The organism is Bradyrhizobium sp. 26S5 (genome assembly GCF_036923295.1).
In the GTDB taxonomy this organism is placed as follows: Bacteria; Pseudomonadota; Alphaproteobacteria; order Rhizobiales; family Xanthobacteraceae; genus Bradyrhizobium; species Bradyrhizobium septentrionale.
In genome coordinates, this window is the sequence record NZ_CP145948.1 from 425,181 (window position 1) to 440,982 (window position 15,802).

At 65.9% G+C, this 15,802-nt stretch carries 15 protein-coding genes and 1 pseudogene; 4 read left to right on the plus strand and 12 right to left on the minus strand.

Annotated features, from left to right (window positions below; genetic code table 11):
• Window positions 1-12: 12 nt before the first annotated feature.
• The 3 genes from prfA to V5279_RS01980 all read right to left on the minus strand — a co-directional run bounded on the left by prfA (window position 13) and on the right by V5279_RS01980 (window position 5,153).
• Window positions 13-1,092, minus strand: a complete 1,080-nt coding sequence (prfA, locus tag V5279_RS01970) for a peptide chain release factor 1 (RefSeq protein WP_338694645.1) — start codon at window positions 1,090-1,092, stop codon at window positions 13-15.
• Between the two features lie 57 nt (window positions 1,093-1,149).
• Window positions 1,150-3,417, minus strand: coding sequence for a phosphoenolpyruvate--protein phosphotransferase (ptsP, locus tag V5279_RS01975; protein WP_338694647.1), 2,268 nt, complete (start codon window positions 3,415-3,417; stop codon window positions 1,150-1,152).
• A gap of 479 nt (window positions 3,418-3,896) precedes the next feature.
• Entirely contained in the window at window positions 3,897-5,153 is a 1,257-nt protein-coding gene (locus V5279_RS01980; protein WP_338694649.1) for an aspartate kinase, read from the minus strand.
• Between the two features lie 220 nt (window positions 5,154-5,373).
• Between V5279_RS01980 and V5279_RS01985 the strand changes: the two genes are divergently transcribed.
• From V5279_RS01985 to V5279_RS01995, 3 genes are all read left to right on the plus strand, one after another.
• Window positions 5,374-5,841, plus strand: coding sequence for a PH domain-containing protein (locus V5279_RS01985; RefSeq protein ID WP_166212122.1), 468 nt, complete (start codon window positions 5,374-5,376; stop codon window positions 5,839-5,841).
• Window positions 5,842-5,855: 14 nt separating this feature from the next.
• A complete protein-coding gene (ubiG, locus tag V5279_RS01990; RefSeq protein WP_166301363.1) occupies window positions 5,856-6,608 on the plus strand; it encodes a bifunctional 2-polyprenyl-6-hydroxyphenol methylase/3-demethylubiquinol 3-O-methyltransferase UbiG in 753 nt (250 codons plus the stop codon).
• A gap of 272 nt (window positions 6,609-6,880) precedes the next feature.
• On the plus strand, window positions 6,881-7,780 hold the full coding sequence (locus V5279_RS01995; RefSeq protein ID WP_166301366.1) for a DMT family transporter: 900 nt from the start codon (window positions 6,881-6,883) through the stop codon (window positions 7,778-7,780).
• Window positions 7,781-7,844: 64 nt separating this feature from the next.
• On the opposite strand, the gene V5279_RS02000 is transcribed toward V5279_RS01995, so the two are convergent.
• Genes V5279_RS02000 through V5279_RS02020 form a run of 5 tightly spaced genes read right to left on the minus strand, consistent with a single transcriptional unit; the run spans window position 7,845 to window position 10,735 of the window.
• Window positions 7,845-8,273, minus strand: coding sequence for an EamA family transporter (locus tag V5279_RS02000; protein WP_338694653.1), 429 nt, complete (start codon window positions 8,271-8,273; stop codon window positions 7,845-7,847).
• Complete coding sequence (locus V5279_RS02005) at window positions 8,270-8,749, minus strand: DUF1178 family protein (RefSeq protein WP_338694655.1); 480 nt, start codon at window positions 8,747-8,749, stop codon at window positions 8,270-8,272. Before V5279_RS02005 ends, V5279_RS02000 begins: the two co-directional genes overlap by 4 nt.
• Complete coding sequence (locus V5279_RS02010) at window positions 8,746-9,624, minus strand: carbon-nitrogen hydrolase family protein (RefSeq protein ID WP_338694657.1); 879 nt, start codon at window positions 9,622-9,624, stop codon at window positions 8,746-8,748. Before V5279_RS02010 ends, V5279_RS02005 begins: the two co-directional genes overlap by 4 nt.
• Window positions 9,624-9,896 (minus strand): glutaredoxin 3, encoded by a 273-nt coding sequence (grxC, locus tag V5279_RS02015; protein WP_029079567.1) that lies wholly within the window; start codon window positions 9,894-9,896, stop codon window positions 9,624-9,626. Before grxC ends, V5279_RS02010 begins: the two co-directional genes overlap by 1 nt.
• A 29-nt stretch (window positions 9,897-9,925) precedes the next feature.
• Window positions 9,926-10,735, minus strand: a complete 810-nt coding sequence (locus V5279_RS02020) for a ComF family protein (protein WP_338694659.1) — start codon at window positions 10,733-10,735, stop codon at window positions 9,926-9,928.
• 78 nt (window positions 10,736-10,813) lie between these two features.
• Here V5279_RS02020 and V5279_RS02025 point away from each other — a divergent pair, with 78 nt between their 5' ends.
• Window positions 10,814-11,659 carry a methyltransferase domain-containing protein gene (locus tag V5279_RS02025; protein ID WP_338694661.1) on the plus strand — a complete coding sequence of 282 codons (846 nt, stop codon included), beginning with the start codon at window positions 10,814-10,816 and terminating at the stop codon, window positions 11,657-11,659.
• Between the two features lie 124 nt (window positions 11,660-11,783).
• Here the strand turns inward: V5279_RS02025 and V5279_RS02030 are convergent, their stop codons facing one another.
• The 4 genes and pseudogenes from V5279_RS02030 to V5279_RS02045 all read right to left on the minus strand — a co-directional run bounded on the left by V5279_RS02030 (window position 11,784) and on the right by V5279_RS02045 (window position 15,726).
• Complete coding sequence (locus V5279_RS02030; protein WP_029079570.1) at window positions 11,784-12,194, minus strand: (deoxy)nucleoside triphosphate pyrophosphohydrolase; 411 nt, start codon at window positions 12,192-12,194, stop codon at window positions 11,784-11,786.
• A 192-nt stretch (window positions 12,195-12,386) separates the two neighbouring features.
• Window positions 12,387-13,628, minus strand: coding sequence for a bifunctional glutamate N-acetyltransferase/amino-acid acetyltransferase ArgJ (argJ, locus tag V5279_RS02035; RefSeq protein ID WP_338694664.1), 1,242 nt, complete (start codon window positions 13,626-13,628; stop codon window positions 12,387-12,389).
• Between the two features lie 225 nt (window positions 13,629-13,853).
• Window positions 13,854-14,629, minus strand: a pseudogene (locus tag V5279_RS02040) (IS5 family transposase).
• Between the two features lie 167 nt (window positions 14,630-14,796).
• A complete protein-coding gene (locus V5279_RS02045; protein ID WP_166212088.1) occupies window positions 14,797-15,726 on the minus strand; it encodes a peptidylprolyl isomerase in 930 nt (309 codons plus the stop codon).
• Window positions 15,727-15,802 lie beyond the last annotated feature (76 nt).

The window sequence follows — 15,802 nt, forward strand, 5'->3', positions numbered from 1 at the left end:
ACGCGCTGGCGCTTACGCCGCCGCGCCCTGCGCCGCGAGCTGCGCGGCCTGGTGCTCGGTGGTCAGCGCATCGATCAGCTCGCCGAGCGCCTCGCCCGCGATCACCTGCGGCAGCTTGTAGAGTGTCAGATTGATGCGGTGGTCGGTGACTCTCCCTTGCGGGAAGTTATAGGTGCGGATGCGCTCCGAGCGGTCGCCGGAGCCGACCTTCTCCTTGCGGTCGGCCGAGCGCGCGGCCTCGACACGCTGGCGCTCGGCGTCATAAATGCGCGAGCGCAGGATGTTCATCGCCGACGCCCGGTTTTTGTGCTGCGAGCGGCTGTCCTGCATCATCACCACGATGCCGGTCGGAAGATGGGTGATGCGGATCGCCGATTCGGTCTTGTTGACGTGCTGACCGCCGGCGCCGCCCGCGCGCATGGTCTCGATCCTCAGATCGTCGTTCTTGATGTCGACGTCGACGTCCTCGACCTCGGGCAGCACCGCGACGGTCGCAGCCGAGGTGTGGATGCGGCCCTGCGTCTCGGTGTCGGGCACGCGCTGCACGCGGTGCACGCCGGATTCGAATTTCAGCTTGGCGAACGCGCCGCGGCCCTGCACCTCGGCGATGATTTCCTTGTAGCCGCCGACGGTGCCTTCGCTCGCCGAGATCACCTCGACCTTCCAGCCCTGCAGGCCGGCGAAGCGCTCATACATCCGGAACAGGTCGCCGGCGAACAGCGAGGCCTCGTCGCCGCCGGTGCCGGCACGGATTTCCAGCACCACGTTGCGGTCATCCATCGCGTCCTTGGGCAACAGCGCGATCCGGATATTCTGCTCGAGGTCGCCGATGCGCGCCTGCAGCGTTTCCAGCTCGGCTTCCGCCATGCTGCGCATCTCGGCGTCAGTCCCCTCATCCGCCAGCATCGCCTCGGTATCGGCGAGTTCGGTGCGGGCGGCGCGATAGAGCTTCACTGCGTCGATCAGCGGATTGAGCTCGGCGAGCTCGCGCGTGATCTGCACATAGCGCTCGGAGTTGACCTGGCCGAGCAGCTCGGCTTCGAGCGAGGCGTGATGGGCGAGCAGGACGTCGAGTTTGGCTTCGGGTAGCATGGTGGTGTCTCGAATTGCGGGAGGCGAGAAAGTGCGGCGGCGGCGACGACAGCGTCGCTACAAGGCCAGCCCCTCGGTTTCCGCAAATTTCGTCAGCGCCGCGCGGATCGACACGCTGCCGACCGGAGCATCCAGCAGCGGATTGATCATCGCCTCCGCCTTCGTGGCGTCGAGGTCGAGGATCATCGCCTTGACCGGGCCATGCGCAGTTGCTGACAATGAAAGCGAACGGTAGCCGAGCGCGATCAGCGCCAGCGCGCCGATCGGTTTCGAGGCCATCTCGCCGCACAGCGAGGCGGCTTTCTTCGCAATTTTGGCCTTGCGCACGATGTCGCGCAGCGCGCGCAGGATCGGCGCCGACAGGATGTCGAAGCGTTCGGAGACCTTGGCATTGCCGCGGTCGACCGCAAACAGGAACTGGAACAGGTCGTTGGAGCCGACCGAGACGAAGTCGACCTTCTTCAGCAGCTCGTCGAGCTGGTAGAGCAGGGCCGGCACTTCCAACATGGTGCCGATATCGATGCGCTCGGGCAGCGAATGGCCATGCTGGCGCAGATAGGTCAGCTCGCGCTCGACGATTGCCTTGGCCTGGTCGAACTCGGCGATCTCGGAGATCATCGGGAACATGATCTTCAGCGCGCGGCCGCCGCCGGCGCGCAACAGCGCACGGATCTGGCCGCGCAGCAGGCCGGGGCGGTCGAGGCCGAGCCGGATCGCGCGCCAGCCGAGCGCGGGATTTTCCTCGACCACGGTCTCCATGTAGGGCAGCGCCTTGTCGCCGCCGATGTCGAGCGTGCGGAAGGTGACGGGCTTGCTGCCCGCAGCGTCGAGCACGGTGCGGTACAGCGCGAGCTGGTCGCTCGAGCGCGGCAGGCTCGGGCTCACCATGAACTGCAATTCGGTGCGGAACAGGCCGATGCCGGCGCTGCCGGTGTCGTCGATATGCGGCAGGTCGATGGTCAGGCCGGCATTGATCAGAAGCTCGATCGGCTGGCCGTCCTTGGTCACGCACGCCTTGTCGCGCAGCGCCGAATATTGCGCCTGCCGCCGCGCCCGGAAGCGGACGCGCTCGGCGTAGGCCGATTCGATTTCGGCGGAGGGACGGACATAGATCTCGCCGGAAATGCCGTCGACGATGATGGCATCACCCGGATCGGCGATGCCGGGCGCGTTCGGCACCTCGCCGACCGCGGGAATGCCGAGCGCGCGCGCCACGATCGAGACGTGGGAATTCGCGGTGCCTTCCTCCAGCACCAGGCCGCGCAGCCGCTTGCGGTCGTAGTCGAGCAGCGCCGCGGGACCCATCGCACGGGCGATCAGGATGGCGTTGTCGGGCAATTGCTCGCGCGACGGCGCATGGTCCTGGCCGACCAATTGGCGCATCAGGCGATGGCCGAGATCCTCGAGGTCGTGCAGCCGGTCGCGCAGATAGGGATCGGTCGAGCGCAGCATGCGGGCGCGGGTGTCGGACTGCACGCGTTCGACGGCGGCCTCCGCGGTGAGGCCGGTGGCGACCGCCTCATGCAGCTTGTGCGACCAGCCCTGGTCGTTGGCGAACATGCGGTAGGCTTCCAGCACCTCGCGGTGCTCGCCGCCCTCGGCGACGTCGCCGCGCTCCAGCATGCGGTCGAGATCGGCGCGCAGATTGGCGAGCGCGGTGTCGAGCCGCTTGACTTCCTTCGGCAGGTCCTCGGCGATGTAGTTGGTGATGACGACGCGCGGCTCGTGCAGCACGACATGGCCGAGTGCGATGCCGTCGGAGAGCACTGCGCCGGTCTTGTGCAGCGAGTGCCGCGCGGCGGGCTCGGCGCCGGGCTGGGCCAGCGCAGCAAGCTCACCGGAGGCGATCATCTCCGCCAGCACCATGGCGGTGGTCTGCAGTGCCTCGACCTCTTCCTCGACATAGGTGCGCTTGGCGCGGTTCTGCACCACCAGCACGCCGAGCGTGTTGCCGGCACGCAGGATCGGCACGCCGAGGAACGAGTGGTAGGCCTCTTCGCCGGTTTCCGGGCGGTAGGCGAAGGCCGGATGGCTTTGCGCGTCGGACAAATTGAGCGGCGTCGCCTCGCTGGCGACGAGGCCGACCAGGCCCTCATGCGCGCTCATCACGGTGCGGTGCACGGCGTCGCGGTTCAGACCTTCGGTGGCGTAGAGTTCGAGCGTGTTGTCGACGCGCAGCACGTAGCAGGAGCAGACCTCGGCCACCATGTTGGCCGCGATCAGCACCACGATCTTGTCGAGGCGTTCCTGGGCCGAGACTTGCTCCGCCATGGTTTCGCGGAGTCGTCTCAACAGGATGCGAGGGCCTCCCGACGCGCTCCGCATATGCTTCAGTCCCTCCCCACGAGGCCGGCGCACCGGGCCCGCCGGCCGCTGGCGCAAAACTCGTCAAAACCAACTATTTTAGTCATTCGGCGTCGCCGCTCGCGCCAGTTCCCGCCGATTCGAGATCGCTGAAACTGTGCCACAGTTTGCGACAGCCCACCTGACTGGCCGTATAGCCAATCGAGGCTCGCTTTGCCAAGCAAAACGCCTGCCAGCAGCAAATAACGTCTGCGTCAGCTCAATGCTGCGCCCGCTAAGAGAAATTCTAACTCCGGGATGGGGGTACTGGAGGGTATCCCGTGCTCTCTACCCCGTCGTTCCCCGGGGGCTCGCGAAGCGAGAGCCCGGAATCGATTTTCCCACGGAATCCGCGGCCCGATGGATTCCGGGCTCGTGCTCCGCACGCCCTCAGGTGCGCAATTGCGCACCGGGGAATGACAGCGGATGGAGCTCCGTCCGCCGTCAGTCCGCGGTAACCCCTACGCCTGATCCAGCCCGTACAGCGTGTGCAGCGTGCGCACCGCGAGTTCGGTGTAGGCGGCGTCGATCAGGACCGAGAACTTGATCTCGGAGGTGGTGATGGCGCGGATGTTGATGTTGCGCTCGGCCAGCGCCTTGAACGCCTTCGCCGCGACGCCGGCGTGGCTGCGCATGCCGCTGCCGATCACCGAGACCTTGGCGACGTCGGTCGCGGTGTCGAGCCTGATGTAGCCGATCTTGGCCTTGGCGGAGGTAATCGTGTCCTTGGCGCGATTATAGTCGGCGGCCGGCACGGTGAAGGTGAGGTCGGTGGCCTTGCCGTCCTCGGACACGTTCTGCACGATCATGTCGACATTGATGTTGGCATCCGCGAGCGGCCCGAAGATCGCCGCGGCCACGCCGGGCTTGTCCTCGATCTGGCGCACGGAAATCTGGGCTTCGTCCTTGGAGAAGGCGATGCCGGTGACGACGTGCATTTCCATGATTTCCTCCTCGCTGCAGATCAGCGTGCCCGGCGGCTGGTTGGCGTGCGGGTCGATATCCTCAGGCTTGTCGAAGCTGGAGCGCACGAAGATCGGCATGTTGTGCACCATGCCGAGTTCCACCGAGCGAACCTGCAGCACCTTGGCGCCTTGCGAGGCCAGCTCCAGCATGTCCTCGAACGCGATCTTGTCGAGCCGGCGCGCCTTCGGCACCACGCGGGGGTCGGTGGTGTAGACGCCGTCGACGTCGGTGTAGATGTCGCAGCGGTCGGCGCGCAGCGCGGCCGCGATCGCCACCGCCGAGGTGTCCGAACCGCCGCGGCCGAGCGTGGTGATGCGGCCGGTCTGCGGGTTGATGCCCTGAAAGCCGGCGATCACGGCGACCTCCTGGCGCTCCTTGAAGCGGGTGATGATCTCGGTGCCGTCGATATCGAGGATGCGCGCCGAAGCATGCGCGTCCGAGGTCTTGATCGGGATCTGCCAGCCCTGCCAGGAGCGCGCCTGGATGCCGATGCCCTGCAGCACGATCGCGAGCAGGCCCGAGGTGACCTGCTCGCCGGAGGCGACCACCGCGTCATATTCGCGCGCGTCGTGCATCGGCGAGGCCTCGGTGCACCAGCCGACCAGTTCGTTGGTCTTGCCGGACATCGCGGAGACGACGACGGCGACCTCGTGGCCCGCGTCGACCTCGCGCTTCACATGCTGCGCGACGTTGCGGATGCGATCGATATTGGCGACGGACGTACCGCCGAATTTCATCACGAGGCGGCCCATGACGACGCGTCTATTCCTTTAAGAGGATAAGTAGGTTAACCCACGCCGAAAACCGCAAGCGCGGGGACCGAAAGGCGCGTATACATAGCGCCGCGCCCGGGGGCAAGCCGCTTCCTGGGGGTCCCTTGAGGGTCTTTTGGGGTGTTTTTACCGGTTGCGGGCGGGCTGTTGCGCGAGGGTAACGCAAGGGTAGCGCGAGGGTAATTCGAAGGCGGATCGGATGGGGCGTTACATCGACGAAATCCTGCAGCCTGGCGAGAAGGTGCTGTATTCCACCAACGCGCACTGGATGTTCTATCTGCCGGCGATCGGGGCCTGGATCGTGGTGCTGGTGCTGCTGATCCTGTCGCGCATGACGGCGGTCGACGGCCTCACGCTGGCCTGCCTGGCGGCCGCCGCCGTGGTCGCGGTTGCGGCGCTGTACTGGACTGTCACGGCCTGGTTCCATCGCTGGACCACGGAAACCGACGTCACCAATTTCCGCGTGGTGCACAAGAGCGGCTTCATCAAGCGCCGCACCTTCGAGATGAGCCTCGACAAGGTCGAGAGCGTCGACGTCAACCAGAGCATCATGGGGCGGCTGCTCAATTATGGCGACGTCACCATTCGCGGCGTCGGCGAGGGCATCGAGACCATCAAGACCATCGCCTCGCCGCTATCGTTCCGCAATTCGATCACCGCGCGATAGGGGCGCGCGCAATCATGGCCACAACTCTCTCCAATGCCTCCGCCAACTCGGTCGATCCGGCCGAGGTCGCGAAGTTCTCGAAACTGTCGGATGAATGGTGGGATCCGCGCGGCAAGATGGCGCCGCTGCACAAGATCAATCCGCTGCGCCTGACCTATATCCGCGACGCCGCCTGCCGCAAGTTCGAACGCAACGCCAAGAGCCTGAACTGCCTGTCCGGTCTGCGCCTGCTCGACATCGGCTGCGGCGCCGGGTTGCTGTGCGAGCCGTTCACGCGGCTCGGCGCCCAGGTGATCGGGATCGATCCATCCGCCACCAATATATCAGCGGCCAAGCTGCACGCCGACAAGGGCCATCTGTCGATCGACTACCGCTGCACCACGATCGAGGACATGGACGTGCGCGAGCGCTTCGACATCGTGCTGGCGATGGAAGTCGTCGAGCATGTCGTCGATGTCGGCGCCTTCATCAAGCGCTGTGCGGCGATGCTCAAGCCCGGGGGGCTGATGGTCGTCTCCACCCTGAACCGCAACTGGAAGAGTTTTGCGCTGGCGATCGTCGGCGCTGAATACGTGCTGCGCTGGCTGCCGCGCGGCACCCATGAGTGGAGCAAGTTCGTCACCCCCGCCGAACTCGAACGTTATCTCGGCGACGTCAACCTCGCCGTCACCGAGCAGGCCGGCGTGGTCTACAACCCGATCGCCGACAAATGGAGCGTCTCGTCCGACATGGACGTAAACTACATGGTGGTGGCGGAGGAGGTGTGAGTTGCCTGTCACCTCGCCCCGCTTGCGGGGAGAGGTCGGATTGCGCTCGGCGATGCGAAGCATCGTCGGGAGCAATCCGGGTGAGGGGGACTCTCCGCGCGCTTTGCTCATCGAGTTTGCGGAAGTAGCCCCTCACCCCAGCCCTCTCCCCGCAAGGGCGGGGCGAGGGAGTTAAGGCGCAGCCCTGTCATGCGGCGCGTCAGTTGACCGCATGCGCTGCGCCGGGCACGCTACGCGCGTACTCCCGCCCCGGCACACTTCCCTTATCCCGCATGCTCACGATCGCCTCGCTCTGGATCCCCTTCACCATCGTCGCTGCGTTCGGGCAGGTGGCGCGCAATGCGATGCAGCGGCATCTGACCGGGCCGCTCGGTACCTGGGGCGCGACCAATATCCGCTTCCTGTTCGGCCTGCCGTTCTCGGTGGTCTTCTTCGCGCTGGCGGTGCTGCTGACCGGCGATGCCGTGCCGTGGCCGGCGTCGTCGTTCTGGCCGTGGCTGCTGTCCGGCGCGCTCAGCCAGATCGTCGGCACCGGCTTCATGCTGCTGGCGATGAACGACCGCTCCTTTGTGGTGACCACGGCCTACATGAAGACCGAGGCGATCCAGACCGCGATCTTCGGCTTCATCTTCCTCGGCGATCATCTCACGACGCCTAAGGTGATCGCGATCGTGATCGCCACCGTCGGCGTCGTCATCACCGCTCTGCGGCCCGGCGGGCAGAAGAGTTTTGCCGATCTGCGGCCGACGGTGCTCGGCCTCGGCGCCGCCGCGGTGTTCGCGATCTCGGCGGTGAGTTTTCGCGGCGCGATCATTGCCGTGCCTGGCGTCTCGTTTGTGACGGCGGCCTCCTACACGCTGATGTGGAGCCTGTTCGTGCAGACGCTGATCCTGTCGGTCTATCTGTTGCTGCGCGCACCCGACGTGCTGCGAAAAATCCTTAGGCTGTGGCGGCCCTCGATGTTCGCGGGCTTCATGGGTGCGTTCTCCTCGCAATTCTGGTTCTTGGCGTTCGCGCTGACGGCGGCCGCCAATGTGCGCACGCTGGCGCTGATCGAGGTGCTGTTCGCGCAGGGCGTGGCGTATTTCTCGCTCAAGCAGCCGTTCTCGCTGCGTGAGGTGTTCGGCATTGTCCTGATCGTGATCGGCGTCGCGCTGCTGATCGCGGCGTAGACTCTTGTTTGACGCGTTTTCTTCACGCGAACCGGTAAGCCACTTCGCTCGAAAACACTATGGATCAGCCTTTGACGGCAACCAGCACCGCGCCGGCCGAGATCAGCGCGATCCCGAGCCAGCCATAGGCCGAAGGGCGCTCGCCGAGGAAGACGGCGCCGAACAGCGCCACCAGCACCACGCTGAGCTTGTCGATCGGCGCCACCAGCGTCGCCGGGCCGAGCTTGAGCGCGCGGAAATAGCAGATCCATGACGCGCCGGTGCCGAGCCCGGACAGCAGCAGGAACAGCCAGCTTTTGGCCGAGATCGGTCCGGCCTGGTTGAACTGCCCGGTCGCGAACAGGATCGCCGACAGCGTGATCAGCACGATCACAGTGCGGATCAGCGTGGCAAGATCGGAATTGATGCCTTCGACGCCGACCTTGGCGAAGATCGCGGTCAGCGCCGCGAAGATGGCCGAGAAAAACGCCCAGACCTGCCAGGTCGAGGTCAATTCCTGTCTTCCGGCAGCGTCGGCAGCGGCGAGACCTCGACGCCCTCGTCGATCAGCGCGCGCGCCTCTTCGGGCGAGGCTTCGCCATAGATCGGCCGATGCTCGATATCGCCGTAATGCATCTTGCGCGCCTCGTTGGGGAAGCGCTCGCCGACATTGTCGGCGTTCTTGACGATGTGGTCGCGCAGCTCCTTCAGCTTGGCGCGCAATTCGCGCTCCTGCGCCATCATCAGCGACGTCGATTCGCTGGCGGGTGCCTCGGCGGGGGCAGGCGACGCTGCGGGTGCTGGCTGAGCCTTCTCGCGGCCCTTCTTGCCGATGATCTGCGGCGCCATGATCGCGCGCTCGACTTTGCTCGACCCGCAGGCCGGGCAATCGATCAAATGACGCCGCTCCTGCGATTCATAGGCCGAGGAGCTTTGGAACCAGCTCTCGAACTGATGGCCGTGCTCGCAGCGCAGCGTGTAGCGGATCATGCCGAACCCCGGACCAGGTGCAGATGTTCCGGGCCCGCCTTGGGGTCGGCGATGCCGAAACGCCTGCCGTGCTGCAGCGAGGGGATGGTCTTTCGCGCGGTCTCGACCTTGGCGGGATCGATCTCGGCCAGGAACACGCCCGGCTCGACGCCGCCCTCGGCGAGGATCTCGCCCCAGGGGTCGATGATCAGCGAATGCCCGAAGGTCTCGCGCTTGTTCTCATGCAGGCCGGCCTGCGCCGCGGCGAACACGAAGCATCCGGTCTCGATGGCACGGGCGCGCAGCAGCGTGTGCCAATGCGCCTCGCCGGTCTTGCGGGTGAAGGCGGAGGGCACCGTGAGGAAGGAGGCGCCGGCCTCGGCCAGCGCGCGGTAGAGCGCCGGGAAACGCACGTCGTAGCAGATCGTCAGCCCGATCCGGCCCCACGGCAGGTCGGAGATCACCGCGGTCTCGCCCGGCTGGTAATTGGCCGATTCGCGATAGCTCTCGCCGCCCGGCAGATCGATATCGAACATGTGGATCTTGTCGTAGCTCGCGAGCAGATTGCCCTCAGGCCCGATCAGGAACGAGCGGTTGACCGCCTTCTCCGGCGAGTAGCGCAGCGCCAGCGAGCCGATATGGAGATGGATCTTCAATTCGGCGGCGAGCGCGCGATAGGCCTTTAGCGACTTGTCGTCCTCTTCGCTGGCCAGATGCTCGAACAGCGCCTTGCGGTTCAGCTGCATCATGTTGCTGACCTCAGGCGTCAGCACGTAGTTGGCGCCCTGCGCCGCCGCCTCGCGGATCAGCCGCGTGCCTTGCTCCAGGCTCGGCTCCGGCAGCAGCCCGGTGCGCATCTGCACCATGGCGGCGGTGAAATTGGTGCTGTCGGCCATCAGGCGCCGCCTCCGTTGCTGAGCAGGCCGTCGAGCTTGCCCTCGCGGTCGAGCGCATAGAGCTCGTCGCAGCCGCCGACATGGGTCTTGCCGATGAAGATCTGCGGGAAGGTCGTGCCGGCTCCGGCCCGGTTGTACATCTCGTCGCGGTAGGCCGGGTTGCTGGCGACGCTCAATTCGGTGAACGCGGCGTTCTTGCGCGTCAAAAGCGATTTGGCCGCGGTGCAATAACCGCAACCCGGACGGGTGTAGATTTCGATGTCGGCGGTCATGGTGCGCTCGGTTGAACCAGAATACGAGATTATATGGGAGCGCGGTGGGTATCGACAACCCGGGCGAACACCAGCACGTCGACCTGCGACGCCTTGGCCCGCAGCAGCGCCCGCGCGCAGGCATCGACTGTCGCGCCCGAGGTGAGGACGTCGTCGACCAGGATCACGCGGCGGCCCTGGATGTCAGCCTTGCGTTCGGCGGCGACCCCGAATGCGCCCTGCACATTGCTGGCGCGGTCCTTGCGCGACAGCCCGATCTGCTGCTCGGTGGCGCGGATGCGCCGCAGCGCCTCGGAGACCATTTTGACGCCGCTCTGGCGCGCGATCACCTTGGCGAGCGCGCCGGACTGGTTGTAGCGCCGGCTCCAGCCGCGCCGCCAGTGCAGGGGAACCGGCACCAGCATATCGGCCTCCTCCAGCAATTCCTTCCCCGCACGCGCCATCCAGCGGCCCATTGTCGGCGCCAGATCGGTGCGATCCTGGTATTTCAACGCGTGCACCAGCGTGCGCGCGACGTCGTCATAGCGCACCGCGGCGCGGGCGCGCTGGTAGGACGGCGGATTGGCGATCGCCTCCATCGATAGCAATTCAGGCCCGGGATCATAGACGAAGGGAATGCCGAGCCGCGGGCAGAACGGCTGTGCGATGAACGACAATTTGGCCCAGCACGCCGCGCAGACGCCCTCGCCATGAACCGGCTCGCGGCAGGACACGCACAATGTCGGCAGCGCGATGTCGAGCGCAAGCCGCGCGGTGCGCAGCCACGCGCCCCCGACCGCACCGAGCGCGCGCTGGATGTGACCGGCAATGGAGCGTGGGGGTGATGCCTCGGCGTCCATGGAAGGCGAGGCTAGCGTTTGAGCCGCGCGGGCTCAAGGCGCATTGCCTGCGGCGGCCGTCCGGCGTAACGAGCGGGCATGGCACCGACCCCGGCAACTGCCCCCATTTTGTTCGATCGCGCCTTGCTCGGCGCGCGGCTTGCGCGCGCGCGGCGCGAGGGGGCGGCGACATTTCTGCTCGAGCGCGCCACGGAGGACATGGCGGACCGCTTGCAGGCAGTGTCGCGAAGCTTTTGCTCAGGTGTCGACGTCTGGACGCCGGGCGACGGGCTCGCGGACGCCTTGCGCGGGCGGGTCGCCTCGGTCGATACGATCGGCTTTGCTGAGGCGGAGTCGCTCGGCCTGCCGCCGGAGTCGCGCGATCTCGCGGTCTCCGTGCTGGCCTTCCAGTTCGTCAACGACCTGCCTGGTGTGCTGGCGCAGATCCGGCGCGCGCTGAAGCCGGACGGGCTCCTGCTCGCCGCGATGCTCGGCGGCGACACGCTGACTGAGCTCAGGCAGAGTTTTGCGGCGGCGGAAGCCGAATGCGAGGGCGGCGTGTCGCCGCGCGTCGCGCCATTTGCCGATCTGCGCGACATCGGCGCGCTGTTGCAGCGGGCCGGCTTCGCGCTGCCGGTCACCGACGTCGACCGCGTCGTGGTGCGCTACGCCAGCGCGTTCGCGTTGATGGCCGATTTGCGGCGCATGGGCGCCACCAACGTGCTGCGCGAGCGCCGTCATACCCCGACCCGCCGCGCCACCATGCTGCGCATGGCGCAAATCTACGGCGAACGCTTCGCCGATCCCGACGGCCGCATCCGCGCCACCTTCGACATCGTCTGGCTCTCCGGCTGGGCGCCGCATGACAGCCAGCCGAAGCCGTTGCGGCCCGGCTCGGCGAAGGCGAGTCTGGAGGCGGCGGTGAAGGGCACGAAGCGAGAGTAGTCGTATCCCGGGCGCGGTGCGGCGCGCAGCGCTGCTCCACAGAACCGGGACCCATCTCGCCACATGGACCCCGGACCAGCAGCGCATCACTACGTGCTGCGCAGCATCCGGGGAACGGCCACTTTTACAGCAACAAATCGATCAGATGCGGCAGCAGCGGGATGTCCGCGGGCGGCATCGGGTAGTCGCGCAGCTTGTTGGCGCGTACCCAGGCGAGGTTCTGGCCCTCGCGCGCCACGACCATGCCCTCCCAGCGCCGGCAGATGTAGAGCGGCATCAGCAGATGGAAGGTCTCGTAGGCATGGCTGGCGAAAGTCAGCGGCGCGAGGCACGGCTCGCTCACCGTGATGCCGATCTCCTCGTGCAGCTCGCGGATCAGCGTCTGCTCCGGCCGCTCGCCGGGCTCGATCTTGCCGCCCGGGAATTCCCACAGGCCCGCCAGCGCCTTGCCTTCGGGGCGTTGCGCCAGCAGCACGCGCTTGTCGGCATCGACCAGCGCGCAGGCGACGACGAGGGTCAGCTTGATGTCAGCCATGCGGGGCCAAGGTCCAGATGCGGTGTTGGCGGAGATTCTGTCATTGCGAGCGAAGCGAAGCAATCCATCTCTCTGCACGCGCGGACAGATGGATTGCTTCCGCCTTCGCGAAAGCTACGGCGGACAGTTCGTCGCTTCAGCACAAAATTGCTTTGCAAGCTTGTCGCGAGCCCCTCGCGATGACGGCGATGTTTACGACCTGTAATCGCCGTTGATCGCGACGTATTCCTTGGTGAGGTCGCAGGTCAGCACGCGGTCTCTAGCCTTGCCGAGGCCGAGCGCGACCTTGATCTGGATCTTCGGCGCCTTCATCGCCTCCGACATCTCTTTCTCATCATAGGACGGATCGCGTGCGCCGCTCTTGGCGACGCGGATGCCGTTGAAGGAGATCGAGAGCTTGTCGCGGTTGGCGGGCTCGCCGGCCTTGCCGACCGCCATCACCACGCGGCCCCAATTGGCGTCCTCGCCGGCGATCGCGGTCTTCACCAGCGGCGAATTGGCGATCGACATCGCGATCTTGCGCGCCGACGGTTTTGTCGTCGCGCCCACGACCACGACCTCGACCAGCTTGCGCGCGCCTTCGCCGTCGCGCGCCACCTGCTCGGACAAATTGGCGAGGACCTGCTGGAACGCCTTGGTGAAGGCCTTCAGGCGCGGGTCGCTGGCGCGCGAGATTTTTGGCGCGCCGTTGGCAGCCGCGGCGCCGGTTGCAAATGCCAGCAGCGTGTCCGAGGTCGAGGTATCGCCGTCGATGGTCAGCGCATTGAAGGTGTCCTCGACGCCGGTCTTGAGCAGCGATTGCAGCACTGAGGCCGACAGCGGCGCGTCGGTGAAGATGAACGACAGCATGGTCGCCATGTCGGGCATGATCATGCCGGCGCCCTTGGCCATGCCGTTGATCGTCACCTTGGCCTTGCCGAGCTTCACGGTCGCGGTGGCGACCTTCGGGAAGGTGTCGGTGGTCATGATCGCCTTGGCGGCGTCCATCCAGCGATCGGCCGTCGCGGCCTCCGTGAGCTGCGCCAGCACGCCGTCGAACTTGGTGGCGTCGAGCGGCTCGCCGATCACGCCGGTCGAGGCAAGGAACACCTCCGACGTCGAACAGCCGACCGCCTTCGCCGCGATCTGCGCGGTCAGCGTGGTGGACGCCTTGCCGGTCTTGCCGGTGAAGGCGTTGGCGTTGCCGGAATTGACCACCAGCGCGCGTGCATTCCCGCCCTTCAGCTTGGCACGGCACCATTCGACCGGCGCCGACGGGCATTTCGACTTGGTGAAGACGCCGGCCACCGTGGTGCCCTTGTCCAGCAGCGCGAGCAGCACGTCGGTACGCCCCTTGTAGCGGATGCCGGCGGCAGCGGTCGCAAGCCGCACACCCGCGATCACGGGCATCTCGGGAACGTCTGGTGGGGCGAGGGGGGAGACGGCGGTGGACATCGGCAAGCTTCCGGCTACGGGGAGGGAAGCGCTGCATAACATCTCGCCGTGAGAAGCGGGAGAGGGCTCGGGCGCGAACGCATAACGGCGTCGTCCCGGCGAAAGCCGGGACCCATAGCCACCGTCATCAATTGTTCAAGAAACTGCTGCCACGGCAACAAAGGCTCCGCCGCGGATTATGGGTCCCGGCCCCCGTGCGCAATTGCGCACTAGGTGGTGTGGACACTAGCGCATCCATAGAACGATGGCTGCGAGAGTGACGACGGCCCGGTAGTTCCGGGCCGTTTTTTCGAAGCGGGTTGCGACGCGGCGGAACTGCTTGAGCTTTGAGAAGCAGCATTCGACGAGATGACGCTGGGCATAGAAATGCTTGTCGAGTGGATATTTGAGCGCGCGTGACGGGTTGTTGGGGATCACGGCGAGCGCGCCTTTGGCGGCGATGGCTTGGCGCAAGTGATCGGCGTCATAGGCCGTATCGGCCATGACGACCTCGGCGGATAAGCCTTCGATCAATGCGGCGGCTTGCGGTGCATCGCCCTTCTGACCTGCGGTAAGCGTGAACCGCACCGGACATCCCAAGCCTCGAACGGCCATATGTATCTTGGTGCTCAGGCCGCCGCGCGAGCGGCCGATCGCTTGATCTTCCGCTTGATCTTCAGACCCCCCTTTTTGGCGCCGGCGGCGTGCTGATGCGCCCGAACAATGGTGGAATCGACGATCAGATATTCGAAGTCCGGATCATCGGACATCGCCTCGAAGATCCGCCACCAAACACCCTTGATGCTCCATCGACTGAAGCGCCGGAACACGCTGTTCCAGTCCCCAAACACCTCCGGAAGATCGCGCCAGGGAGACCCCGTACGCACGATCCACAGCACACCTTCCACGAACATCCGGTTGTCGCGCCCGGTGGAGCCCTTCTGATCGGGGCGCCCTATGATCAGCGGCGCTATCCGCTCCCACGCCGCGTCGCTCAATACCAAACGGTCCATCACACCCAAGGCGGCCTCCCCAAAAGCAGCCTTGAATCTGATTTGCTCCTAAAAGGGAATCCTTAGAGTCCACACCACCTAGGCCGGGACGACGCGATCAGCCGAGTGCATCCCAAAACGCAAATGGCCGGGACATGCCCGGCCATCGCACATTGAAACTGTCGGCTTAGCGAAGCTTACTTCTTCGCCGGCGCCATCTTGTTGTCGGCTGGCTTCGGCGCGTCCTTGGCCGCATCCGCGGGCGGGGTCGCCGCGTCGGCCGGCTTGTCCAGGCGCTCGACCTTGGCGGCCTCGCGCAGCTTGGCGACGTAGTCGGCCTGGGCCTTGCGGGTCACATAGGTCTCGATCTGGGCCTTCACCTGCTCGAAGTCGGGCGCCTTGCGGCTGCGCTTTTCCTCGACCTTGATGATGTGCCAGCCGAACTGCGACTTGACCGGATCGGAGATCTTGCCCGGCTCGAGCGAGAAGGCGACCGCGGAGAATTCCGGCACCATCTGCTCCTTGGTGAAGAAGCCGAGGTCGCCGCCGTCGGAGGCGCCGGGGTCCTTGGACTTCTTCTTGGCGAGCTCGGCGAAGTCGGCGCCCTTGTCGAGCTCGGCCTTGATCGCCTTGGCCTCGTCCTCGGTCTCGACCAGGATGTGGCGGGCGCGCACCTCCTGCTCGCCGGTGATCTGCTTGGCGGCCTCGTCATAGACCTTCTTCATGGCGTCGTCGGTAGTCGCCGCCTTGCCCTCGCTGGCAAGCAGGCTGTCCATCAACAGGCGGTTGCGGGTAAAGGCGAGGCGCTTCTTGAAGTCGTCATTGTTCTCGATCTTCTTGTCCTCGGCGGCCTTGGACACGATCTTCATGTCGATCAGGAACGACAGCACGTTGTCCTTCTTGGTCGCGGGGTCCATCTGGGCCAGGCTCGGGCCGAGTTCCTCCTCGGCGAGCGCCACGTCGCTGGCATGGATCTCGGAACCGTTCACCTTCGCCAGCACCGGGTCGGATTCCGCGGCGCGGACCGGAAGGCCGGCAGCCAGCACTGCGACAAGACAGCCCGTGGCGGCCAGGGTGGCGAGGCCGAGGCGCAGGCCGGTTTTGGTTTCCGGAGGCGAGGTGGTCATGCAAAATCCTTGTCTCAAAGGGGGGAGCTCGAGCGGGGCGGACACTCGCCCAATCGTGTTACATTGGCAACGCGAA